Here is a 21,404-nt window from a genome sequence, read left to right as displayed (position 1 = left end):
GAGTGGCGGGTTACGACACGTACTTGGCTCGCAGGTGGCGCTTGTACAACTTGCCGTTCGGGTCGCGCGGCAGCTCCTCCAGGTAGTCGATCGACTTGGGGAGCTTGAACTTCGCCAGCCGCGTCGCCGCATAAGCCAGCAACTCGGCCGTGAGAGCGTCCGAAGGCGTGACTCCGGGAGCCGGCTGGACTACGGCCTTGATCTCCTCGCCCCAGTCCTCGTGGGGGAGGCCGAAGACCGCGACGTCCGCGACCGACGGGTGCATCACCAGCTCGCCCTCGATCTCCGCCGGGTAGATGTTCACCCCGCCCGAGATGATCAGGTCCGCCTTGCGGTCGTGCAGGAACAGGTAACCGTCCTCGTCCAGGTGACCCATGTCGCCCAGGGTGAACAGCTTGCCGACGCGCGCGGCGGCCGTCTTGTCCGGGTCGTTGTGGTACGAGAACTCCGACGAGCCCATCTGCATGTAGACCGTGCCCGTCTCCCCGGGCGGCAGCTCGAGCCCCGCGTCGTCCAGGACCTTGATCGTCGAGCCCGGCCACGGCAACCCCACCGAGCCCGGCTTGCGCAGCCAGTCCTCGCCCGAGATCACCGTGCCGCCGCCCTCCGTGGCCGCGTAGTACTCCGTGACCACCGGGCCCCACCACGCCAGCATCTGGCGCTTGACCTCCAGGGGGCACGGCGCCGCGCCGTGGATCATCACCCGCAGCGATGACAGGTCGTAACGAGCGCGGACGTCAGCAGGAAGGCCCAGCAGCCGGCGGAACTGCGTCGGGACCATGTGGCTGTGCGTGACGTGGTGGCGCTCGATCAGGCGCAGCATGTCCTCGGCGTCCCAGCGGTCCATCAGCACCGCGGAATGCCCCAGCTGCAGCGAAATCGCCACGAAGTTCAGCACCGCCGTGTGGTACAGCGGCGAGCCGCACAGGTGGACGTGGTCGTCGTGCGGGCCGAGGCCGAAGACGCCGAAGAACCACGTCGACGCCGCCGGCACCTCGTCCGGGTCGGTGCCCGTCAGCGGCCGCCGGACGCCCTTGGGCCGGCCCGTCGTGCCGGACGTGTACAGCATCGGCGAGCCCGCCGTACGCCGTGCGGGACGTCCGTCGCCTTCGCCGGCGCCCAGCTCTTCGATCCGGCGGAAGCCGGGGACGTTGCCGACCGCGAAGCGCGCCGAAGCGGGCAACCCGGCTTCGTCGGCCGCGGCGATCGCGACGTCGGCGAAGCGCTCGTGCGCGAGGAACGCCTTCGCGCCGCTGTCGCCGATGATGTACGCGACCTCCGGGCCGATCAGGTGCCAGTTGACGACCACGACGTACAGCCCGGCCTGGATCGCGGCGAAGTAGGCCGCCACCAGCTCGTCGCCGTTCGGCTGGAGCAGCACCACGACGTCGCCGACGTCGAGGCCCAGCTCCTGCAGCCCCCGGGTGTACCGGTTGGCCTTCGCGGCCAGCTCGCCGTAGGACACCGAACGGCCGTCCGGGTCGACCAGAGCCGTCTTCTCCGGCTCTTCCGCGGCGATGTTCCACAGGCCCAGCGTCTTCGCGGCAGTCGTCGTCATACCGCAAATCTAGAACGCGTTCCACCTACAGGCAACCGTCCGGCGGCGAATCTTGCCGACGAATCGAGAACGTGTTTCACTCAAGCCGTGACCGAGACACCGCTTGCGGCACCCCTCAACGTCGGCTTCGACTACACCCGCTCGACCGGGCCGGTGCTCGGCCGCTTCGTGAACGCGCTGCGTGAGCGCCGCATCGAAGGCATCCGCGGCAGCGACGGCCGGGTGCACGTCCCGCCGGTGGAGTACGACCCGGTCACGGCCGACCCGCTCAGCGAGTTCGTCCCGGTCGCCGAAGAGGGCACCGTCGTCTCCTGGTCGTGGTGCCCGCACCCCCTGGAAGGCCAGCCGCTGAGCCGCCCGTTCGCCTGGGCCCTGGTCAAGCTCGACGGCGCCGACACCGCGATGCTGCACGCCGTCGACGCCGGCTCGCCCGGGAACATCCACAGTGGACAGCGCGTCCGCGTCCGCTGGGCCGACGACACCGTCGGGCACATCCGCGACATCGCCTACTTCCTCCCCGCCGACGCGGAGGACACGACACCGACCGAGCCCGCTCCCCCGGTCGCCGAACGCGAAGAGGGCGCGCCGGTCAGCATCGTCATCACGCCGGTGCACCTGCGCTACCAGCACTCCGCGTCGCCCGAAGAGAGCCGCTACCTGCGCGGCCTGGCCGCAGGCAAGCTGATCGGCCAGCGCTGCCCCGCCTGCCAGAAGGTCTACATCCCGCCGCGCGGCTCCTGCCCGACCGACGGCGTGCCGACCACCGACGAGGTCGAACTCCCGGACACCGGCATCGTGACGACGTTCTGCATCGTCAACGTCCCGTTCCTGGGCCAGCGGATCAAGCCGCCGTACGTCGCCGCGTACATCCTGCTCGACGGCGCCGACATCGCGTTCCTGCACCTCGTGCTCGGCTGCGACGCCAAGGACGTCCGGATGGGCCTGCGCGTGCGCGCCGCGTGGAAACCCCGCGACGAGTGGTGGACGTCGCTGGAGAACATCGACCACTTCGAGCCGACCGGCGAGCCGGACGCGGCTTACGAAACCTTCGCCCACCACCTGTGAGGTCCTGATGCCAGACGTCGCGATCGCGGGCTTCGCCCACGCGCCGAACGTCCGCGAGACCGCGGGCACCACCAACGGCGTGGAGATGCTCGTCCCCATCTTCGCCGAGGTCTTCGCGCAGACCGGACTGTCCAAGCAGGACATCGGGTTCTGGTGCTCCGGCTCCTCGGACTACCTGGCCGGGCGCGCGTTCTCGTTCATCGCCGCGGTCGACGCGATCGGCGCGTTCCCGCCGATCCACGAGTCGCACGTCGAGATGGACGCCGCCTGGGCGCTTTACGAGGCCTGGCTGAAGATCCGGATGGGCGAGGTCGAGACGGCGCTCGTCTACGGCTTCGGCAAGTCCAGCGCCGGGCAGCTGCGCCGGGTGCTCGCGCTGCAGCTCGACCCGTACGTCGTCACTCCACTGTGGCCGGACTCGATCTCCATCGCCGGCATCCAGTCCCGGCTGGGTCTCGACGCCGGATTGTGGTCCGAAAAGGACCTCGCCGAGGTCGCCGCGCGCAACCGTGACCTCGACGCCGCCGAGCTGCTGGACACGCCGTACGTCGCGGACCCGTTGCGCGCCCACGACATCGCGCCGATCACCGACGGCGCCGCCGTGATCGTGCTGTCCACAGTGAAACGGGCGAAGGACATCGTCGAGCACCCCGCGGTGATCGCCGGGATCGAGCACCGCGTCGACTCCCCCGTGCTCGGCGCCCGCGACCTGACACGCTCGCCGTCGACCGAGATCGCGGCGAAGGCCCTCGACCTCGACGGCGTCGACCTCGCCGAGCTGCACGCGCCGTTCACGCACCAGGAGATCATCCTGCGCACCGCGCTCGGGCTCAAGGACAACGTGACCATCAACCCCTCGGGCGGCGCGCTGGCCGCGAACCCGATGTTCTCCGCCGGCCTCGCCCGCATCGGCGAGGCGGCGCGGCGGATCCACAGTGGAGAGTCCCGCAAGGCCGTGGCGCACGCGACGAGCGGACCGGCCCTGCAGCAGAACCTCCTGGCCGTGCTGGAGGCACGATGACCAAGCAGCTCACGGCCGTGCTCGGCACCGGCCAGACGCACCACCGCGCCAAGCGCACCGACGTCTCGATGCCGGGCCTGCTGCGCGAGGCGATCGACCGCGCGATGATCGACGCCCAGGTCGGGTGGGCCGACATCGACGCCGTCGTGCTCGGCAAGGCGCCGGACCTGTTCGAAGGCGTCATGATGCCCGAACTGTTCCTCGCCGACGCGCTCGGCGCGAACGGGAAACCGTTGCTGCGCGTGCACACCGCGGGCTCGGTCGGCGGGTCGACGGCGCTGGTCGCGGCGTCGCTCGTGCAGTCCGGCGTGCACCGCCGGGTGCTCACGGTCGCGTTCGAGAAGCAATCCGAGTCGAACGCGATGTGGGGCCTGTCGATCCTGCCACCGTTCCAGATGCCGGTCGGCGCCGGCGCGGGCGGCTACTTCGCGCCGCACGTCCGGTCCTACATCCGCCGCTCCGGCGCGCCCGAGCACATCGGCGCGATCGTCGCGGCGAAGGACCGCCGCAACGGCGCACTGAACCCGTACGCGCACCTGCGCCAGGCCGACATCACCGTCGAGTCGGTGCAGGCGTCGCAGATGCTGTGGGACCCGATCCGCTACGACGAGACGTGCCCGTCGTCGGACGGCGCGTGCGCGATGGTGCTCGGCGACGAGGCCGCCGGGGACGCCGTCGAAGGCGGGGCCGCCTGGATCCAAGCGACGGCGATGCGCACCGAGCCCACCACGTTCGCCGGCCGCGACCAGGTCAACCCGCAGGCCGGGCGCGACGCCGCGGCCGCGTTGTGGGCCGAAGCCAGGATCACGGACCCGATGTCCGAAGTGGACGTCGCCGAGATCTACGTGCCGTTCTCGTGGTTCGAGCCGATGTGGCTGGAGAACCTCGGGTTCGCCGCGGAAGGCGAAGGCTGGAAGGTCACCGAAGCGGGTGAGACGGCGATCGGCGGGCGGCTGCCGGTCAACCCGTCCGGCGGGGTGCTCTCGTCCAACCCGATCGGCGCGTCCGGCATGCTTCGCTTCTCCGAAGCCGCGAAGCAGGTCATGGGCCGCGCCGGGGACTACCAGGTGGACGGCGCGCGCGTCGCGCTCGGGCACGCCTACGGCGGCGGGTCGCAGTACTTCTCGATGTGGGTGGTCGGCGCCGCCAAGCCGCGTTGATACGCTCGACCCACCATGCCGAGACTCGCGGACCACGAACAACGCCGTCGCCAGATCGCCGAAGCCGTCTGGCGGATCGCCAGCGCGCGCGGGCTGGAAGACGTGTCGCTGCGCAAGGTCGCGGCCGAGGCCGGCGTCTCGCTGCGGCTCGTCCAGTACTACTTCGGCACGCGCAACGACCTGCTGCTCGGCGCGCTCGAGATCCTCAACAAGGTCGCCGAGGAACACACCCGCGCCGAGGTCGGGCCGGCGGCGGACGCGACACCGCGCCAGGTCCTGCGCACGATGCTGGTCGGGATGCTTCCGCTGGACGACGAGCGCCGCACGCGTTACCTCGTGCACCTGGCCTACTTCGTCCGCTCGCTGACCGACCCCGACCTCGCGACGGCGTTCAGTGCCGCGCCGCCGGAGCTGGAACGGCTGACCACCGATCTGCTGGTCTGGGGCCAGCAACGCGGTGAGGTGCCGCCGGACCTCGACCTGATGCCGGAGGCCGAGCTGCTCCTCTCGAGCGTCGACGGCCTGCAGACCAGCATCATCCTGGGGCAGCGCACCCCCGAGGCCGTGTTCGCGCTGATCGACCACCAGCTCGGGCGGCTGTTCCCCATCCGGCCGGAAGCAGGCGGAAATGGTCCGCAGGCGATCAGCGCGGGCCGCCCGTCTCCGCCGTGACTGAGGTCGGATGGGGAACGAACAGCACCGTCAGTCTCTCGAACGTCGCCACTTGAGCGCGAGCAGCGTCCCGAGCACTCCGGTCACGACGCCGACCGCGGCCGGCACCGCGACCGGCGGGTCCACCACGATCACCGGCTTCAGCTCCACCGGCGCCGGCGGCTGCACCGGCTTCGGCGGCGCGTCCGAACCGGTGGCCGTCCACGCCGTGACGTAGACGAGCATCCGCGCGATCAGCGAGATGAAGAAGATCAGGCCGATCACCGAGCCGAACGCGATCCCGGTCGGCGAGCTGCCGATCAGCCGCAGGTAGAAGCCACCGGCCAGCTTGAGCGCCTCGAAGCCGAGGGCCAGGGCGATCGCGCCGCGCACCGCGCTGCGCACGCCCACCGGCTGACGCGGCAGCCGGGTCAGCACCCAGAGGAACACCAGCCAGTCCGCCGCCAGCGAGAGCGGCACCGAAGACACGGAGACGAGCTGGTGCCCCCAGCTCGTGTCGTCGAGGCCGGCCAGCCGGAGCAGGTAACCGCCGAGCGCGGTGCCGGAGATGGTGATCGTGAACGACACCAGCAGCGCCGCCGTCAGGCCGAGCAACGCGAGCAGGTCGACGGCGATCAGCCGCGGCAGCGACTGGTCCGACCGGTTCTGCCCCCACAGCGCGGTGAGCGAGTCCCGCAGCGCGTTCATCCAGTTCCAGCCCGAGTAGAGGCCGATCACCAGGCCGAACGCGCCGACGCTCGTCCGCTGGTCGACGAAGCCGGTGAGCAGGTCGGTGGCCTTGTCCCCCAGCCCGCCCGGCAGCGTGCTGACGATCGCGCGCACCATCGTGTCGAGCAGGTGCGGCTGGCTGGCCAGCACGAACCCGGCCACCGACGACGCCACCATCAGCAGCGGCACCAGCGACAGCAGGCTGAAGTAGGTGATCGACGCGACGTAGTGGTAGCCGCCGCTGTCGACGTAGCGGTTGGTCGCGCGGGCGATGTGGTCCAGCCACCGGTACCGGGCACGGGCCCGCGCCCAGGGGCTCGGGGCCTTGGGGGAACTCTTCACGGACACTGTTTACCCAGCCGGGAGCCTCCTCGCGCACACAACACGCACTCTTGACACCCCATCACCCGCTCGCCGGACGTGCGGGGGCCTCAGAGTGACCTCGGCCAGGGGCGTCAGCTGAGCGCGACCAGCTCGGACCAGTCGTCCTGGGGCAGCTCGGCGTCCGTCGTCGCGAACACCGAGCTGCCCAGGAAGTCCAGGCTGCAGCCGAGGGTGGCCAGGAACGACGTGTCCGCGGCGTCGCGGCCGGTGGAGATGCGGAGCATCGTCTGGCGCGGTGCGAGGTGCGTGGCGTCGAAGACGTACCAGTGGCCGTCGATCGCGGCCTCGAACACGGCGTGGAAGTCCATCGGTGACAGCCCGGGCGCGTAGACGCCGACGTAGCGGGCCGGGATGTCGAAGAACCGGCAGAAGGTGACGCACACGTGCGCGAAGTCGCGGCAGACGCCTTCGCCGGCCAGGAGGGTGTCGATCGCGTCGTCGGTCGGCCGGGTGGCGCCGACGGTGTAGAGCAGCCGGTCGTTGACGTTCCGGACGATCGCGTCCACAGTGGACCGCGCGTCGGGGCGGCCGTACATCTCCGGCGTCGCCAGGCCGCCGATCCGATCGGACGGGCAGTACCGGCTCGGCCGGGTGAACACGGCGATGTCGGAGAGGGTGACGGGCTCGGGTTCGGCCGCGGCCAGGTCGCGCTCGGCGTGGTAGGTGACGCGGTGCTCCCCGAGCGGCAGGTCGAAGACGTCGGCCCGGGTACCGTGCTCGAACAGCACGGCTTCACTCCCGCCGTCCCAGGAGACGGTCAGGTCCTCGGTGTCGGCGTTCGCCGCCGCGACCGAGATCGCCGCCCGCCCGGGTTCGGTGACACGGATGGTGAACTCGACGTCGACACTCGCTCGCGGGGCCATCGCGCCATGATGACACCCGGGCCGCGTGCGACCATCACCCTATGGTGAACATCGTGGTCTTCCACTCGGTGCTGGGGCTCCGGCCGGTCGAGCTCGCCGCGGCCGAACGGCTGCGGGCGGCCGGGCACGAGGTTTACACGCCGGACCTCTACGCCGGCTCGACCGCGCCCACGCTCGAGGAGGGCTTCGCCCTGATGGACCACGTCGGCTGGACGACGATCAGCGGTCGCGCGTCCGACGCGGTGCGCGAACTGCCGCCCGCCACAGTGCTGCTGGGGGTGTCGATGGGCTGCGGCGTGGTCCAGGACGTCCTCCCGGACCGTCCCGCCGCCGCGGGAGTCCTGCTGCTGCACGCGTTGGGGGCCATTCCGGCGTCGGCGCGCGACGGCCTGCCGGTGCAGGTGCACGTCGCCGATCCGGACCCGATCGCACCGCCGGCCGAGGTCGCCGCCTGGCGAGCGGTCAACCCCGCGGCCGAGGTCTTCACCTACCCCGGCGCCGGCCACTTCTACACCGACGCCGAGGGTCCCGACCACGACGAAGCCGCGTCCGCCCGCACCTGGCAGCGGGTGCTCGACTTCCTCCGGACGCCGCCTCAGGCGTAGCGGACCGGGTAGTGCTTGATGCCGTTGAGCCAGCTGGACCGCAGGCGCACCGGGGGTTCCGCTTCGGTGATGTCCGGCATCACGTCGGCGATGGCGTTGAAGATCAGGTCGATCTCCAGCCGGGCGAGGTTGGCGCCGATGCAGTAGTGCGAACCGGTGCCGCCGAACCCGACGTGCGGGTTGTCCTCCCGCAGGATGTCGAACTTCTCCGCGTCGTCGAACACTTCGGGGTCGAAGTTGGCGGAGCTGTAGAACATCCCGACGCGGTCGCCCCGCTTGATCTGCGCGCCGCCCAGCTCGGTGTCGCGGGTGGCGGTGCGCTGGAAGGCGACCACCGGGGTGGCCCAGCGGACGATCTCGTCGGGCGCGGTCTTCGGGCGCTGGTCCTTGAACAGGTCCCACTGGGCCGGGTGGTCCAGGAACGCCTTCATGCCGTGCGTGATCGCGTTGCGCGTGGTCTCGTTGCCGGCCACCGCGAGCAGGATGACGAAGAAGCCGAACTCGTCGGAGCCCAGCGCCTCGCCGTCGACGTCGGCCTCGATCAGCTTGGTGACGATGTCGTCCATCGGGCACTTGCGGCGGTCCTCGGCCATGTTCCAGGCGTAGCCGATGAGCTGGGCCGACGCCTCGAGGGGCTCGAGCTGGTACTCGGGATCGTCGTAGGCGACCATCTGGTTGGACCAGTCGAAGATCTTGAGCCGGTCCTCCTGCGGGACGCCGATCAGTTCGGCGATCGCCTGCAACGGCAACTCGCAGGCGACGTCGGTGACGAAGTCGCCGGTGCCCTTCTTCTTCGCCTCGAAGACGATCTTCGCGGCGCGGTCCCGCAGCGTGTCCTCGAGCTTGGCGATCGAGCGCGGGGTGAAGCCCTTCGACACGATCCGCCGCAGCTTGGTGTGCTGGGGGGCGTCCATGTTGAGCAGGACCAGGCGGTTCGCGTTGAGGCGGTCCTCGGTCATGCTCTCGTCGAAGCGGATGATCGCGGTCTTCTCGCTCGACGAGTAGAGCGTGCTGTCGCGGGAGACCTCCTTGACGTCCGCGTGCCGCGAGACGACCCAATAGCCGTCGTCACCGAAGCCCGCGGTGTTGTTCTTCTGGGGGTTCCACCACACGGGGGCGGTCCGCCGGAGCTCGGCGAACTCGGCCAGGGGCAGCCGATGGGCGTAGAGGTCCGGGTCCGTGAAGTCGAAACCGGCGGGGATGAGCGGAGCGGCCACGTTGCCTCCCACGGTTCGCCACTGTGAAACACGTTCTAAGTGGATTTAAGCATACGGTGTTAACAAGCGGAAGGGCGTTCAGTGAAACCTGTTAACTTGACCGATGAGGCCAGGTGAACGAGCGCTCACTCGACCAAGATCGAGATCACGCCCGCGCTGCGACGCCTTGCATCGAACAATAACTTGTTCTAGTTTTTGGGCTACTGAACAGTCTTCCCGACGAACTTCCCGACGAAGGGGACCAGATGGGCGTGCCGGTCATCGTCGAAGCCGTGCGGACCCCGATCGGCAAGCGGGGCGGCCTGCTGGCCGGCCTGCACGCGGCCGAGCTGCTGGGGGCCGCGCAGCTGGCCCTGCTGGACCGCGCCGGGATCGACCCGGCGCTGGTCGAGCAGCTGATCGGCGGCTGCGTCACGCAGGCCGGCGAGCAGTCGAGCAACGTCACGCGCACCGCGTGGCTGCACGCGGGCCAGCCGGAGACGGCGGGCGCGACGACGATCGACGCCCAGTGCGGCTCCGCGCAGCAGGCCACGCACCTGATCGCCGGCCTGATCGCGGCGGACGCCATCGACGTCGGCGTCGCCTGCGGGGTCGAGGCGATGAGCCGCGTCCCCCTGGGGACGAACCGAGCGGGCGGCTCCCCCCGGCCGGCGTCGTGGTCGATCGACCTCCCGAACCAGTACGGCGCGGCGGAGCGCATCGCGGTGCGCCGAGGCTTGACGCGCCTCGACGTCGACGCGTACGGCGCCGCGTCCCAGCAGAAAGCGGCGGCCGCGTGGGAGGCCGGGCACTTCGACCGCGAGGTGGCGCCGGTGAAGGCCCCGGTCCTCGACGCTTCGGGCGCACCGACCGGCGAAACCCGGCTGATCACCCGGGACCAGGGCCTGCGCGAGACGACGGCCGAGGGCCTGGCCCGCCTCAAGCCGGTGGTCGAGGACGGCATCCACACGGCGGGCACGTCGTCCCAGATATCCGACGGCGCGGCCGCCCTGCTGCTGATGGACTCCACGCGCGCCTCGGCCCTGGGCCTGCGCCCGCGGGCCCGGATCATCGCGCAGGCACTGGTCGGCGCGGAGCCGTACTACCACCTGGACGGCCCGATCCGCGCGACGGAGCGGGTGCTGACGCGCGCGGGCATGACGATCGCCGACCCGGACCTGTTCGAGGTCAACGAAGCGTTCGCCTCGGTGCCGCTGTCGTGGCAGCGGACGCTCTCGCCGGACGAATCGCGAGTCAACGTCAACGGCGGCGCGATCGCCCTGGGCCACCCGGTGGGCAGCACGGGAGCGCGCCTCCTGACGACGGCGCTGCACGAGCTGGAGCGCCGCGACGCGTCGACGGCACTGGTGACGATGTGCGCCGGCGGCGCCTTGGCCACGGCGACGATCATCGAACGCCTCTGACCCGCGGTCCCCAGCCCGCCACCGTGTCGACCGCTCCGGCCGGCGTGCCGACTGCTCCCGCCAGCGTGTTGGCCACTCCCGTCGGCGTGTTGGCCACTCCCGTCGGCGTGTTGGCCACTCCCGTCGGCGTGTTGGCCGTCGCGGGCGGAGTTGGCCGCTCCGGTCACCGTGTTGGCCGCTCCGGTCACCGGGTTGGCCACTCCAGTCGCCAAGCTGGCCGCTTCGGTTACCGAGTCGGCGATGTCCGCGCGGCCGAAGTGACCGCCCGGCTGCTCAGCCGACGACGGCCGGGCCGATGGTTGTCGCCGAGTCCGTTCGCACCCGACCACAACGGCCAACACACCGGCCGGAGTAGCCAACACACCAGCGGGAACGGCCACCACAGCGACCGGAAGGGCCAACTCAGCTCACCGACGCCGCTCCAGCTCGCACCAGCCGCACGCCGTCGTTGGCTCAGCTTTGCCTTGCCGCCAAACGCATTCCTCCACGGTACCCGTCCTCCGTTACTCCACCACCTCTGCGGGACCGTTGCCCGGCCTGGCGAACTTCACCGTTCCCCGCCCCTCCTTCCAGCTCTCCACGAAGAGCGTGTCCTCGGCCACCCAGGTCAGCACGACCTCCCTGAGGTCCAGCCGGAACAGGTGGCACGGCTCGTCGTTCCCCTGCAGCGCCGCGATCTCCGCTGTGTCCGTCAGCTCCGCCACCACGCCCGCCAGCTTCGCGTCGCCGCCCTCTTCCATGCCCGGGAAGGCGTGGATCGCGAACCGGTTGTCGCGGCGCAGGTCGCGGGCCTTCAGCGCGTCCAGCATCGACCCGATGTAGGCCTCCGCGCCGCGGAAGTCCACCTCGGAGCCGCTCACCCGTGGCGCACCGTCGCGCCGCAATGTCGCCAGTACGTGCGACTTCTCCGCCGTGAACCGCGCGTGCACCCGCGAAGCCAGCGAAGGTGACTGCGCCGAGAACTCCTGCCAACTCGTCATGCCCAGCAGCGTCCCACCCACCACCGACAGTTTTCAGAGCCCGCCCACGACCAGGTGAACGAACGTCCCGGACAGCCCGTAGGTGCTGACCCCGGCCAACGCCCGCCCCGGGTGCGGCCATTCGGCTGGTGACGACGCGAGTGCGAGACCGGCCCAGTCGACCGCCGATGTCGGACGCGGGCAGTGCAGGGTCGCCGGAATCCGCCGTTCGCGGACCACCATCGCCGTCTTGATCAAGCCCGCCAAGCCGCCCGCCGCCTCCGGGTGGCCGATGTTCGACTTCACCGAACCCACCAGGCACGGCTGTCCCGGCGGCCGCCCGGCGCCGATCGCCTCGCTGATCGCCCGCAGCTCGATGACGTCGCCCGCCGGGGCCGCGTTGCCGTGTGCTTCCACGTAACCGAGCTCCGCGGGCGCGATCCCGGCCTGCGCGCACGCTCGGGTGATCACCTGCAGGTAGCCCTCGATGGAAGGGGCGATGATCGCCTTGGCCGTCCGGCCCTTGCTCGCCTGCGCGCTGCCCAGGATCAGCGCGTGGACGCGGTCGCCGTCGGCCAAGGCCTGGCCCAGGCGCTTGAGGACGACGACGCCCGCGCCGTCGCTGCGGACGAAACCGTCCGCGTCCTCGTCGCCGAAACGGCAGCGTCCGGTCGGCGACAGCATCCCCGCCGCCGAGTAGCCGAGCGTGTGGTCGGTGCCCAGGACCAGGCTGACGCCGCCCGCCACCGCCGTGTCGCACTCCCCCGTGCGCAGGCTCTGGCACGCGAGGTGCACGGCCAGGGTGCCCGACGAACACGCCGCGTCGACCGTGGCGCACGGGCCGCGCAGGTCCCAGGCGTAGCTGATCCGCCCGGACGCCATGCTCCGCGCCGCCGCGCCCGCGATCGCGTACATGTCGGCCGTCCCCTGCCGGCCGTCCCAGTGCTCGCCGGTGCTCTGCCCCATGAAGACGCCGATCTCGCGGCCCTCGATGCCGTCGAGCCCGGCGTCGGCCAGCGCGTCGCGCGTGGTCGTCAGGAGGACGCGGTGCTGCGGGTCGAGCACCGCCGCTTCCCGTTCGCTCACGCCGAAGAACCTCGGGTCGAACTCTTCGGAGCCGAGGAAACCGCCGGCCAGGCTGACGAGCCGGCCGCGGCGGCGGGGCACCGGGTCGTACAGCTCCGCCGCGTCGAACCGGGCGGCCGGTGCGGCGCCGACGACCGCGTCCCCGCGCGTGTCGAGCAGCTCCCAGAGCGCGTCCGGGCCGGCCGCGCCGGGGAACCGGCAGCCCATGCCGACGATCGCGATCGGCTCGTTCATCGTTCTCCTGTCGGGATGTCCACTGTGGACGGCAAATTCACCCGTCCGTGGCAGCGCGGGTTCCCGCGGCCGCGCACACCCTATGTGATCATTCAGGCCGCCCGGGTGATCGCCTCGGCGATCTCCCCTTCCCCGGAGGAATCCCCGTTATGTGTGGCATCGCGGGCTGGGCCGACCCCAGCTGCCCGCTCCCGGACGGCGGCATGACCGTGCACCGGATGACCGAGACCCTCGCCGCCCGCGGGCCGGACGACTCCGGCGTCTGGGCGGCCGCGCACGTCGCGTTCGGGCACCGCCGGCTCGCCGTCCTCGACCCCGCGAACGGCCGGCAGCCGATGGTGGCCTACGACGACCAGGACGAGGCCACGACCGTCCTGTCCTACAGCGGCGAGGTGTTCAACCACCGCGAGCTGCGCGTCGAGCTGGAGCTGCTGGGGCACAAGTTCCGCACGCACACCGACACGGAGGTCGTGCTGCACGCCTGCCTGGAGTGGGGCACCGACGCCCCGCGACGGCTCAACGGCATGTTCGCCTTCGCCGTCTGGGACGCGCCGCACCGCCGGTTGTTGCTGGTCCGCGACCGGCTCGGCGTCAAGCCGCTCTGCTACGCGCGGCACGGCGACGGCGTCCTGTTCGCCTCCGAACCCAAGGCGCTGTTCGCGTCCGGCCTGCTCGCCCCGGCCGTCGACGAAGACGGCCTGCGCGACTTCCTGGCCTCGGTCCGCACCCCTGGGATGACGCTCCACCAGGGCGTCCACGAGGTCCGGCCGGGCACGATGCTGCTGGTCGACGCCGACGGCGTCCGCGAGCGCCGGTACTGGTCGCTGGACGCGCAGCCGCACGAAGACGACCTCGCCACGACCGTCGACCGGATCCGCGAACTCCTCGAAGACATCACCGAACGGCACGTCCGGGCCGACGTCCCGCTCGGCGCGCTGCTGTCGGGCGGGCTCGACTCGAGCGCGCTCGCCGCGCTCGGCCGGCGGTTCACGACCGCGCCGCTGCGCACGTTCTCCGTCGGTTTCGCCGGCGAGTTCGTACCCGACGCGCTGCGCGCCACCCCGGACGCGCCCTACGTCCGGGACGTCGTCGCGCACTGCGGGCTCGACCACCGTGACCTGGTGCTCGGGTCGGCGGCACTGGCCGATCCGGCGGTGCGCCGGGCCGTCGTCCACGCGCGGGACGCGCCCGCGACCGGAGACATGGACACGTCGCTCTTCCTGCTGTTCAAGGCGGTCCGCGAGCATTCGACGGTGGCGCTGTCCGGCGAGAGCGCCGACGAGGTCTTCGGCGGCTACCCGTGGTTCCACCAGCCGCTCGCCGACGGCTACCCGTGGCGCTACTTCGCCGGCCGGAGCGGGACGTACCTCGCGCTGCTGCGCGACGACGTCGCCGCGGAACTCGCCATCGGCGCCCATCGCGAGACGCACTACCGGCAGGCGCTCGCCGAAGTTCCGGTGCTGCCGGGGGAAACGGCCGAGCGGCGCCGGATGCGCGAGGTCGTCCACCTGCACCTGACCCGCTGGCTGCCGGACCTGCTCGACCGCAAGGACCGGCTCAGCATGGCCGTCGGCCTGGAGGTCCGGGTGCCGTTCTGCGACCACCGGCTCGTCGAGTACGCCTTCAACACGCCGTGGTCGCACCACACTTTCGACGGCCGGGAGAAGTCGCTGCTGCGAGCCGCGGTGGCCGACCTGCTCCCGCGCAGCGTCACCGAGCGGGTCAAGGCGCCCTACCCGGCGACGCACGATCCCACCTACGACGTCGCGATCCGCGAGCAGGCCGCGGATCTGCTGGCCACGCCGAACGCGCCCGCGTGGACCTACCTCGACCCGGCGCGGCTGAGCGAGCGCCTGGCACGCCCGGAGACCGACCGGGCGACGCGTGCGGGCATCGACTTCGCGCTCAACCTGGACCTCTGGCTCACGCGCTAACCGGGCAGGTGCGCGTCGACCTCGATCTCGATCTTCATGCGCGGGTCGGCCAGGCCGGCCTCCAGCATCGTCGCGGCCGGGCGGACCTCGGCGAACGCCTTGCGCAGCACCGGCCAGCACGGCTCGAAGTCCGCCCGCGACGGCAGCAGGTAGCGCACCCGGACGACGTCGGCGAGGGTGCAGCCGGCCTCGATCAGCGCCGCTTCGATGTTGCGGAGGCACTGCGCGGCCTGCTCGACGACGTCGTCGGAGATCGTCATGGTCGAGTAGTCGAAGCCGGTGGTGCCGGAGACGTACACGCGGCCGCCGTCGACGACCGCGCGGGCGTAGCCGATCTGCTCTTCGAAGGTGGAGCCGCTGAGAATGGTTTGACGCGCCATACGCGCACGTTAGCGGCCCGCGCCAACCGAATTATCCGGCGCCGTAGACCGGTTCCGGGTCCGCCGACTCCGCCAGCAGCTCGGCCACCACCGGGCCCAGCTCCACCGGGGCCCAGCGCGCGCCCTTGTCGCGTTGCGGGCCGTGGCGCCAGCCGTCCGCGAGGCCGACGCGGCCGCCGTCCACCTCGAAGACCCGGCCCGTCACCCCCGAAGATTCCAGGCTGCCCAGCCAGACCACCAGCGGGGACACGTTCTCCGGGGCCATCGCGTCGAAGCCGTCGTCGGGGGCGGCCATGTCGAACGTCGTCTCGGTCATCCGGGTGCGGGCGGCCGGGGCGATCGCGTTGACCGTGACGCCGTAGCGGCCGAACTCCGCGGCCGCGACCGTGGTCAGCCCGAGGATGCCCGCCTTCGCCGCCGAGTAGTTGCCCTGACCGACGCTGCCGAGCAGCCCCGCTCCGGAGCTCGTGTTGATCACCCGCGCGACCCGCGTGCGGCCCGCCTTCGCCTCGGCGCGCCAGTACTCCGCCGCGTGCCGCAGGGGCGCGAAATGGCCTTTGAGGTGCACGCGGACGACCGCGTCCCACTCGTCCTCGGCCAGGTTGACCAGCATCCGGTCACGCAGGAAGCCCGCGTTGTTGACCAGGACGTCGAGGCCGCCGAAGGCATCCAAAGCCGCCCGGATCAGCGAAGCCGCGCCCTCCCACGAAGCGACGTCGTCGGTGCTCGCCACCGCTTCCCCGCCCGCCGCGCGGATCTCGTCGACGACTTCCTGTGCCGGCCCCGCCTCGCCGCCGCGGCCGTCCAGCGCCGCGCCCAGGTCGTTGACGACCACTCGCGCGCCCTCGGCGGCGAACGCGAGCGCGTGCGCGCGGCCGATCCCGCGCCCGGCGCCGGTGACGACCACGACGCGTCCTTCGACCAGCTTCATTCCTTCTCCTCCATCGCGTCGAGAAATGCCGGACGCTCGCCGCCGCCGTGCACCACGAGCCGCGCGCCGCTGACGTAGGACGCCAGCGGTGAAGCCAGGAACACCGCGCACGCGCCGACTTCCGCCGGTTCGGCGAGCCGGCCGAGCGGCACGGTCGCGCCGAGCGCCGCGGGGTCGCCGTACCCGTCGTCCGTGCGCACCATGCCGACGTCGAGCGCGTTGACCCGCACCTTCGGCGCCCATTCGACGGCGAGGGTGCTGGTCAGGTTGTCGAGCCCCGCCTTCGCCGCGCCGTAGGACGCGGTCCCCGGCGACGGCCGCAGCGCGCTCACGCTGCTGATGTTGACGATCGAGCCGCCCCGGTCCTGGTGCTGCATCACGGCGTTCGCGGCGCGCGAGACGATCAGCGGCGCCAGGAGATTCAGCCCGACGACCTTCTCGTGGAAGCGCGGCGACGCCGTCGACGTGTCCGCGAACGGCGCGCCGCCCGCGTTGTTCACCAGGACGTCCAGCCGCCCGAAGCGCGCCACGATCTCCGCGACCAGGGCGTCGACGGCGTCCGGATCCCGGATGTCACAAGGGAAGAACGCCTCCCCCGGCGACGACTCCGGCGTGCGCCGCGCGCAGGTCACGACCCGCGCACCCGCCTGCTCGAAGGCGTGTGAGATGCCGAGGCCGACCCCGCGGACGCCACCGGTCACCAGGACGACCGCACCGTCCAAGGCAAGTTCCAAAGCCACCGGCGACCTCCCGCTTTCGTCGTCCCGATGCTAACGTACCAAGCAAGTGCTAGGTTGTTAACCGCGAGAGGGTGCCGATGACGGTTTCGACGCACACCCCGGAGCCCGGGATCGCCGTGGTCACCGTGGCCGCTCCCCCGGTGAACGCGCTGACCGTGCGCGGCTGGTTCGACCTCGCCGAGGCGATCGAGAAGGCGGGCCGTGACCCGGCCGTGCACGTCGTCGTGCTGCGCGCGGAGGGCCGCGGGTTCAACGCGGGCGTCGACATCAAGGAGATCCAGCGCGACCCGGGGTACGACGCGCTGATCGGCGCGAACGAGGGCTGCGCGGCGGCGTTCTCGGCGGTGTACGACTGCCTCGTGCCGGTGATCGTTGCGGTGCAAGGGTTCTGCCTCGGCGGCGGCGTCGGGCTGGTCGGCAACGCGGACGTTGTCATTGCGGCCGACGACGCCGAATTCGGGCTGCCCGAAGTGGACCGCGGCGTACTCGGCGCGGCGACGCACCTGGCGCGGCTCGTGCCGCAGCACCTCATGCGCGCCTTGTACTACACGGCGTCGAAGATCAGCGCGCAGCAGCTGCACCACCACGGTTCGGTGTACGCGGTCGTGCCGCGCGAAGAACTCGACGAAACCGCGCTCGGCGTCGCCCGGCAGATCGCCGCGAAGGACACGCGGGTGATCCGCGCGGCGAAGCAGGCCATCAACGGCATCGACGTCCAGCCCGTGCACCGCAGCTACCGGTTCGAGCAGGGGTTCACGTTCCAGCTCAACCTCGCCGGGGTCTCGGACGGGGCGCGTCAGGAGTTCTTGCAGAAGGGAAAGCCTTGAGCGATAAGCGGATGAGCGTCGACGACGTCGTCGGCGAACTGCGCGACGGCATGACGCTCGGCATCGGCGGCTGGGGTTCGCGGCGCAAGCCGATGGCGCTGATCCGGGCCATCCTGCGGTCGCCGTTGAAGGACCTCACGGTCATCTCGTACGGCGGCCCGGACGTCGGGCTGCTGGCTTCGGCGGGCAAGATCCGGCGGCTGGTGTTCGGGTTCGTGACGCTCGATTCGGTGCCGTTCGACCCGTGGTTCAACCGGGTGCGCGAAGCCGGGTCGATCGAGGTCACCGAGTACGACGAGGGTGTTCTCGGCACCGGGCTTTCCGCGGCGGCGCAACGGCTCCCGTTCCTGCCGACGCGCGCCGGGCTCGGCTCCGACGTCATGACGTTCTCGCCGTCGCTGAAAACCGTCCGCTCACCTTATGAGGACGGTGAGGAGCTGCTGGCCGTGCCCGCGCTGCGGCTCGACGCGGCGCTCGTGCACCTCAACCGCGCGGACGCCCGCGGCAACGCCCAGTACCTCGGCCCGGACCCGTACTTCGACGAACTGTTCGCCCTCGCCGCCGACAAGTGTTACGTGTCAACGGAAAAAGTCATCCCCACCAGCGAGTTGACGGCGACGGCGCCCGTACAGAGCCTGCTGCTCAACCGTGCCAGCGTGCACGGCGTCGTCGAAACCCCACGCGGCGCGCACTTCACGTCCGCCGCACCGGATTACGGCCGGGACGAACGGTTCCAGCGGCACTACGCGGCGGCGGCGAAGGACCCGGACGCCTGGCCGGCGTTCGCGGACCGGTTCCTGGCCGGCGACGAGACGGACTACCAGCGGGCCGTCACGCGGTTCGCGGAGGAGGCGGCATGACGCGCGCGGACGTCACGGTCGTCGCGTGCGCGGAGCTGTTCCGCGGCGACGGCGAGATCCTGATCAGCCCGATGGGCTACGTCCCGGCGCTCGGCGCGCGGCTCGCGCGGCTGACGTTCGAGCCCGACCTGCTGCTGTCGGACGGCGAGGCGTACCTGCTCGAAAGCCCCGTCGGCGAGCCGGTGATCGAGGGCTGGCAGCCGTTCCGGAAGGTCCTGGACACCGTGGTGCCGCACGGGAAGCGGCACGTCGTGATGGGCGCCAACCAGGTCGACCGGCACGGCAACCAGAACATCTCCGCCATCGGCGACCACGAGAAGCCGAAGAAGCAGCTGCTCGGCGTGCGCGGCGGGCCGGGCAACACGGCCAACCACCGCACCAGCTACTGGGTGCCGCGGCACAGCACCCGGGTGTTCGTCGAAGACGTCGATGTCGTGTCCGGCGTCGGTTACGCCCGGGCACAGGCGGCGGGGTTGCGCTACCACGACGTCCACCGCGTGGTGACGAACCTCGGCGTGCTGGACTTCGGCGGGCCGGACCACGCGGCGCGGCTCGTGTCGACGCACCCCGGCGTCACGGTCGAGGAGGTCGTCGCGGCGACCGGGTTCCCGCTGGTCACCGACGGCGTCGCGGTGTCGAGGGAGCCGACCGGCGAGGAGCTGGAGCTGATCGCTCGGCTGGACCCGAAGTCGTTGCGGGAGAAGGAAGTCCCCGAATGAAGACGCGGCTGACCGAGCTGGCCGGCGTCCGGCACCCGGTCGTCCAGACCGGGATGGGCTGGGTGGCCGGGCCGCGGCTGGTGTCGGCGACCGCCGAGGGCGGCGGGCTCGGCATCCTCGGCTCCGCGACGATGACGTTCGACGAGCTGGAAGCCGCCGTCAAGGAGGTGAAGAGCCGGACGTCCGCGCCGTTCGGGGTCAACCTGCGCGCGGACGCCGACGACGCCGGCCGCCGCGTCGACCTGCTGATCCGCGAGAACGTGCGGGTCGCGTCGTTCGCCTTGGCGCCCAAGAAGGACATGATCGCGAAGCTGAAGGACCACGGCGTCGTCGTCGTGCCGTCGGTGGGCGCGGCGCGGCACGCCGAGAAGGTGGCGTCTTGGGGCGCGGACGCCGTCGTCGTCCAGGGCGGCGAGGGCGGCGGGCACACCGGTGGGGTAGCCACGACGCTGCTGCTGCCTTCGGTGCTGGACGCCGTCGACATCCCGGTGGTCGCGGCGGGCGGGTTCTTCGACGGCCGCGGGCTGGCCGCGGCGCTGGCGTACGGCGCGGCCGGGATCGGCATGGGCACGCGGTTCCTGCTGACGCGGGAGAGCACCGTGCCGGACGCCGTCAAGCAGGCCTACCTGGCGCGGGATCTGAACGGCACCGTCGTCACCCGGAAGGTGGATGGCCTCCCTCACCGTGTGTTGCGAACGGGGCTGGTCGACGGACTGGAGGCGTCCGGGACGCTCGGCGGGCTCGGCCGGGCCGCGGCGAACGCCGTCCGATTCCGGCGGCTGAGCGGGCTCTCGTGGGCGTCGCTGGTGCGCGAGGGCGTCCGGATGAAGCGAAGCGGGCAGCGGACGTGGGCGCAGGTGCTGATGGCCGCGAACACGCCGATGCTGCTGCGCGCGGGGCTCGTCGACGGCGACCTCGGAGCCGGCGTGCTGGCGTCCGGGCAGGTCGTCGGGCTGCTCGCGGATCTCCCCCGGGTGGGTGACCTGATCGAACGGATCGTGGGCGACGCCGAAGGAATCCTGCGCGGGCTGTGTGCTTGACTTTCCGGCATGATCTCGGAAAGCCGTTGCCCGGTGGAGGACGGTGAGCTCCAGGTCCGCCGCGGCGGTGCGGGGCCGGTGCTGCTGCTGATCGCGGGCGGCACCGGATCGGGTGACGCCTACCGGGCGCTGGCGAAGCACCTGTACGAGCACTTCACGGTCGTCACGTACGACCGGCGCGGCCACTTCGCCAGCACGGACACCACGACGGGCCCGGTCCCGGTGTCGCTGCAGGCCGACGACGCGCTGGCGGTGCTGAACCACGTGACGGGCGCGCCGGCCCAGGTGTTCGGCTCGAGCGCGGGCGCCCTGATCGGCCTCGACCTGGTGGCCCGCCACCCGGACAGCGTCACGACGCTGGTCGCGCACGAGCCCCCGGCGGTGCACCTGATGCCGGACGCGAGCGGCTGGCTCGACGCGGCGGCCGAGCAGGTCCGGTTGGCCCGTTCGGGTGACCTGATCGGCGCGGTGACCCGGTTCGCGGACGCGATCGCCGGGGCGGCGCTGCCGAACCTGCCCAACATCCGCCTGCCCCACGAGGCCGACTGGATCCGGCTGTTCGATCGCGAGCTGACGCCGTTCTTCGACTACCTGCCGGACCTGCGCGCACTGCGCCGGGCGAGCACGGAGATCCTGCCGGTGGCCGGCGAGGGAAGCCGGGGGCGGTATCACTACCAGCCGGCGAAGATCCTGGCGCTGGAACTGGGCTTGCCGTTCACGGAGACGCCCGGAGCGCACCTGGCACCGCAGCGAAACCCGGCGAAGTTCGCCGCGGCGTTGCGGGATCTGCTGGCCCCGGACGCGGCCTGACCTTCGCGCCGTGTCGTCGCCCCGATCACGCGAGCCGACGCCCTGATCACGCGAGCCGACTCTCCAGGCACGCCGGCCGACCCTCCGGGTACGCGAGCCGACTGTCTGGGTACGCGAGCCGACCGTCCAGGCACATTCGCGGCTGGTGGCGGGATCTGCTTTTCCGAAGCCCGACCTCGGCAGCCCCCCGCCCTTCCCTAGGGGGGGCGTCCCCAGGTCCAGTCTATC

Annotated in this window: 21 protein-coding genes; 12 read left to right on the top strand and 9 right to left on the bottom strand. The window is 71.5% G+C overall.

Features of this window, described 5'->3' with window-relative positions; genetic code table 11:
• Positions 1-10: 10 nt before the first annotated feature.
• Positions 11-1,558 (bottom strand): acyl-CoA synthetase, encoded by a 1,548-nt coding sequence (locus ACLJQZ_RS13615; protein ID WP_410620363.1) that lies wholly within the window; start codon positions 1,556-1,558, stop codon positions 11-13.
• A gap of 87 nt (positions 1,559-1,645) precedes the next feature.
• Here ACLJQZ_RS13615 and ACLJQZ_RS13610 point away from each other — a divergent pair, with 87 nt between their 5' ends.
• Genes ACLJQZ_RS13610 through ACLJQZ_RS13595 form a run of 4 tightly spaced genes read left to right on the top strand, consistent with a single transcriptional unit; the run spans position 1,646 to position 5,476 of the window.
• Entirely contained in the window at positions 1,646-2,623 is a 978-nt protein-coding gene (locus ACLJQZ_RS13610) for a Zn-ribbon domain-containing OB-fold protein (RefSeq protein ID WP_410620362.1), read from the top strand.
• Between the two features lie 7 nt (positions 2,624-2,630).
• Positions 2,631-3,644: a thiolase domain-containing protein gene (locus ACLJQZ_RS13605; protein ID WP_410620361.1), complete on the top strand. Its 1,014-nt coding sequence runs from the start codon at positions 2,631-2,633 to the stop codon at positions 3,642-3,644.
• On the top strand, positions 3,641-4,804 hold the full coding sequence (locus tag ACLJQZ_RS13600) for a thiolase domain-containing protein (protein ID WP_410620360.1): 1,164 nt from the start codon (positions 3,641-3,643) through the stop codon (positions 4,802-4,804). The genes ACLJQZ_RS13605 and ACLJQZ_RS13600 overlap by 4 nt, the downstream gene beginning before the upstream one ends.
• A gap of 15 nt (positions 4,805-4,819) precedes the next feature.
• On the top strand, positions 4,820-5,476 hold the full coding sequence (locus ACLJQZ_RS13595) for a TetR/AcrR family transcriptional regulator (RefSeq protein ID WP_410620359.1): 657 nt from the start codon (positions 4,820-4,822) through the stop codon (positions 5,474-5,476).
• 30 nt (positions 5,477-5,506) lie between these two features.
• On the opposite strand, the gene ACLJQZ_RS13590 is transcribed toward ACLJQZ_RS13595, so the two are convergent.
• Together ACLJQZ_RS13590 and ACLJQZ_RS13585 are read right to left on the bottom strand one after the other, a co-directional pair.
• Positions 5,507-6,526, bottom strand: a complete 1,020-nt coding sequence (locus ACLJQZ_RS13590) for a YhjD/YihY/BrkB family envelope integrity protein (RefSeq protein ID WP_410620358.1) — start codon at positions 6,524-6,526, stop codon at positions 5,507-5,509.
• 113 nt (positions 6,527-6,639) lie between these two features.
• Entirely contained in the window at positions 6,640-7,431 is a 792-nt protein-coding gene (locus ACLJQZ_RS13585) for a transglutaminase-like domain-containing protein (protein WP_410620357.1), read from the bottom strand.
• Between the two features lie 41 nt (positions 7,432-7,472).
• On the opposite strand from ACLJQZ_RS13585, the gene ACLJQZ_RS13580 reads away from it, so the two are divergent.
• Positions 7,473-8,036: a dienelactone hydrolase family protein gene (locus ACLJQZ_RS13580; protein ID WP_410620356.1), complete on the top strand. Its 564-nt coding sequence runs from the start codon at positions 7,473-7,475 to the stop codon at positions 8,034-8,036.
• Here the strand turns inward: ACLJQZ_RS13580 and ACLJQZ_RS13575 are convergent.
• Positions 8,027-9,253 (bottom strand): cytochrome P450, encoded by a 1,227-nt coding sequence (locus tag ACLJQZ_RS13575; RefSeq protein WP_410620355.1) that lies wholly within the window; start codon positions 9,251-9,253, stop codon positions 8,027-8,029. The two genes, ACLJQZ_RS13580 and ACLJQZ_RS13575, sit on opposite strands and share 10 nt — an antisense overlap.
• Before the next feature lie 245 nt (positions 9,254-9,498).
• Between ACLJQZ_RS13575 and ACLJQZ_RS13570 the strand changes: the two genes are divergently transcribed.
• The gene (locus tag ACLJQZ_RS13570; protein WP_410620354.1) at positions 9,499-10,656 is read left to right on the top strand and encodes a steroid 3-ketoacyl-CoA thiolase; all 1,158 of its coding nucleotides are present in this window, start codon (positions 9,499-9,501) and stop codon (positions 10,654-10,656) included.
• A 503-nt stretch (positions 10,657-11,159) separates the two neighbouring features.
• On the opposite strand, the gene ACLJQZ_RS13565 is transcribed toward ACLJQZ_RS13570, so the two are convergent.
• A complete protein-coding gene (locus ACLJQZ_RS13565; RefSeq protein ID WP_410620353.1) occupies positions 11,160-11,636 on the bottom strand; it encodes a pyridoxamine 5'-phosphate oxidase family protein in 477 nt (158 codons plus the stop codon).
• A gap of 33 nt (positions 11,637-11,669) precedes the next feature.
• Positions 11,670-12,935 (bottom strand): polyketide synthase, encoded by a 1,266-nt coding sequence (locus ACLJQZ_RS13560; protein WP_410620352.1) that lies wholly within the window; start codon positions 12,933-12,935, stop codon positions 11,670-11,672.
• A gap of 149 nt (positions 12,936-13,084) precedes the next feature.
• On the opposite strand from ACLJQZ_RS13560, the gene asnB reads away from it, so the two are divergent.
• The gene (gene asnB, locus ACLJQZ_RS13555; RefSeq protein WP_410620351.1) at positions 13,085-14,869 is read left to right on the top strand and encodes an asparagine synthase (glutamine-hydrolyzing); all 1,785 of its coding nucleotides are present in this window, start codon (positions 13,085-13,087) and stop codon (positions 14,867-14,869) included.
• On the opposite strand, the gene ACLJQZ_RS13550 is transcribed toward asnB, so the two are convergent.
• Genes ACLJQZ_RS13550 through ACLJQZ_RS13540 form a run of 3 tightly spaced genes read right to left on the bottom strand, consistent with a single transcriptional unit; the run spans position 14,866 to position 16,920 of the window.
• Positions 14,866-15,249: a RidA family protein gene (locus tag ACLJQZ_RS13550; RefSeq protein WP_410620350.1), complete on the bottom strand. Its 384-nt coding sequence runs from the start codon at positions 15,247-15,249 to the stop codon at positions 14,866-14,868. The genes asnB and ACLJQZ_RS13550 overlap by 4 nt on opposite strands.
• A gap of 31 nt (positions 15,250-15,280) precedes the next feature.
• Positions 15,281-16,180: an SDR family oxidoreductase gene (locus ACLJQZ_RS13545; protein ID WP_410620349.1), complete on the bottom strand. Its 900-nt coding sequence runs from the start codon at positions 16,178-16,180 to the stop codon at positions 15,281-15,283.
• Positions 16,177-16,920 (bottom strand): SDR family oxidoreductase, encoded by a 744-nt coding sequence (locus tag ACLJQZ_RS13540; RefSeq protein ID WP_410620348.1) that lies wholly within the window; start codon positions 16,918-16,920, stop codon positions 16,177-16,179. The genes ACLJQZ_RS13545 and ACLJQZ_RS13540 overlap by 4 nt, the downstream gene beginning before the upstream one ends.
• Before the next feature lie 77 nt (positions 16,921-16,997).
• On the opposite strand from ACLJQZ_RS13540, the gene ACLJQZ_RS13535 reads away from it, so the two are divergent.
• From ACLJQZ_RS13535 to ACLJQZ_RS13515, 5 genes are read left to right on the top strand one after another with little or no spacing between them, the layout of a single operon-like run.
• The gene (locus tag ACLJQZ_RS13535) at positions 16,998-17,747 is read left to right on the top strand and encodes an enoyl-CoA hydratase family protein (protein WP_410620347.1); all 750 of its coding nucleotides are present in this window, start codon (positions 16,998-17,000) and stop codon (positions 17,745-17,747) included.
• The gene (locus tag ACLJQZ_RS13530; protein WP_410620346.1) at positions 17,744-18,607 is read left to right on the top strand and encodes a CoA transferase subunit A; all 864 of its coding nucleotides are present in this window, start codon (positions 17,744-17,746) and stop codon (positions 18,605-18,607) included. Before ACLJQZ_RS13535 ends, ACLJQZ_RS13530 begins: the two co-directional genes overlap by 4 nt.
• Entirely contained in the window at positions 18,604-19,326 is a 723-nt protein-coding gene (locus ACLJQZ_RS13525; protein ID WP_410620345.1) for a CoA-transferase subunit beta, read from the top strand. Before ACLJQZ_RS13530 ends, ACLJQZ_RS13525 begins: the two co-directional genes overlap by 4 nt.
• Positions 19,323-20,366, top strand: coding sequence for an NAD(P)H-dependent flavin oxidoreductase (locus ACLJQZ_RS13520; protein WP_410620344.1), 1,044 nt, complete (start codon positions 19,323-19,325; stop codon positions 20,364-20,366). Before ACLJQZ_RS13525 ends, ACLJQZ_RS13520 begins: the two co-directional genes overlap by 4 nt.
• A 9-nt stretch (positions 20,367-20,375) precedes the next feature.
• On the top strand, positions 20,376-21,176 hold the full coding sequence (locus ACLJQZ_RS13515; protein ID WP_410620343.1) for an alpha/beta fold hydrolase: 801 nt from the start codon (positions 20,376-20,378) through the stop codon (positions 21,174-21,176).
• Positions 21,177-21,404: the final 228 nt, after the last annotated feature.

Origin of the sequence: Amycolatopsis sp. cmx-8-4 (assembly GCF_046548675.1) — a bacterium.
Classification (GTDB): Bacteria; Actinomycetota; Actinomycetes; order Mycobacteriales; family Pseudonocardiaceae; genus Amycolatopsis.
Note: the sequence above shows the minus strand (reverse complement) of the source record. Positions and strands in the feature narration are given on the sequence as shown.

What these genes read in the sequence shown, in the direction of transcription:
- ACLJQZ_RS13615 (WP_410620363.1), bottom strand. Translation starts at nt 1,558, where the DNA reads ATGACGACGACTGCCGCGAAGACGCTGGGCCTGTGGAACATCGCCGCG.
- ACLJQZ_RS13605 (WP_410620361.1), top strand. Translation starts at nt 2,631, where the DNA reads ATGCCAGACGTCGCGATCGCGGGCTTCGCCCACGCGCCGAACGTCCGC.
- ACLJQZ_RS13600 (WP_410620360.1), top strand. Translation starts at nt 3,641, where the DNA reads ATGACCAAGCAGCTCACGGCCGTGCTCGGCACCGGCCAGACGCACCAC.
- ACLJQZ_RS13595 (WP_410620359.1), top strand. Translation starts at nt 4,820, where the DNA reads ATGCCGAGACTCGCGGACCACGAACAACGCCGTCGCCAGATCGCCGAA.
- ACLJQZ_RS13585 (WP_410620357.1), bottom strand. Translation starts at nt 7,431, where the DNA reads ATGGCCCCGCGAGCGAGTGTCGACGTCGAGTTCACCATCCGTGTCACC.
- ACLJQZ_RS13580 (WP_410620356.1), top strand. Translation starts at nt 7,473, where the DNA reads ATGGTGAACATCGTGGTCTTCCACTCGGTGCTGGGGCTCCGGCCGGTC.
- ACLJQZ_RS13570 (WP_410620354.1), top strand. Translation starts at nt 9,499, where the DNA reads ATGGGCGTGCCGGTCATCGTCGAAGCCGTGCGGACCCCGATCGGCAAG.
- ACLJQZ_RS13565 (WP_410620353.1), bottom strand. Translation starts at nt 11,636, where the DNA reads ATGACGAGTTGGCAGGAGTTCTCGGCGCAGTCACCTTCGCTGGCTTCG.
- ACLJQZ_RS13560 (WP_410620352.1), bottom strand. Translation starts at nt 12,935, where the DNA reads ATGAACGAGCCGATCGCGATCGTCGGCATGGGCTGCCGGTTCCCCGGC.
- asnB (WP_410620351.1), top strand. Translation starts at nt 13,085, where the DNA reads ATGTGTGGCATCGCGGGCTGGGCCGACCCCAGCTGCCCGCTCCCGGAC.
- ACLJQZ_RS13550 (WP_410620350.1), bottom strand. Translation starts at nt 15,249, where the DNA reads ATGGCGCGTCAAACCATTCTCAGCGGCTCCACCTTCGAAGAGCAGATC.
- ACLJQZ_RS13545 (WP_410620349.1), bottom strand. Translation starts at nt 16,180, where the DNA reads ATGAAGCTGGTCGAAGGACGCGTCGTGGTCGTCACCGGCGCCGGGCGC.
- ACLJQZ_RS13535 (WP_410620347.1), top strand. Translation starts at nt 16,998, where the DNA reads ATGACGGTTTCGACGCACACCCCGGAGCCCGGGATCGCCGTGGTCACC.
- ACLJQZ_RS13525 (WP_410620345.1), top strand. Translation starts at nt 18,604, where the DNA reads ATGACGCGCGCGGACGTCACGGTCGTCGCGTGCGCGGAGCTGTTCCGC.
- ACLJQZ_RS13520 (WP_410620344.1), top strand. Translation starts at nt 19,323, where the DNA reads ATGAAGACGCGGCTGACCGAGCTGGCCGGCGTCCGGCACCCGGTCGTC.
- ACLJQZ_RS13515 (WP_410620343.1), top strand. Translation starts at nt 20,376, where the DNA reads ATGATCTCGGAAAGCCGTTGCCCGGTGGAGGACGGTGAGCTCCAGGTC.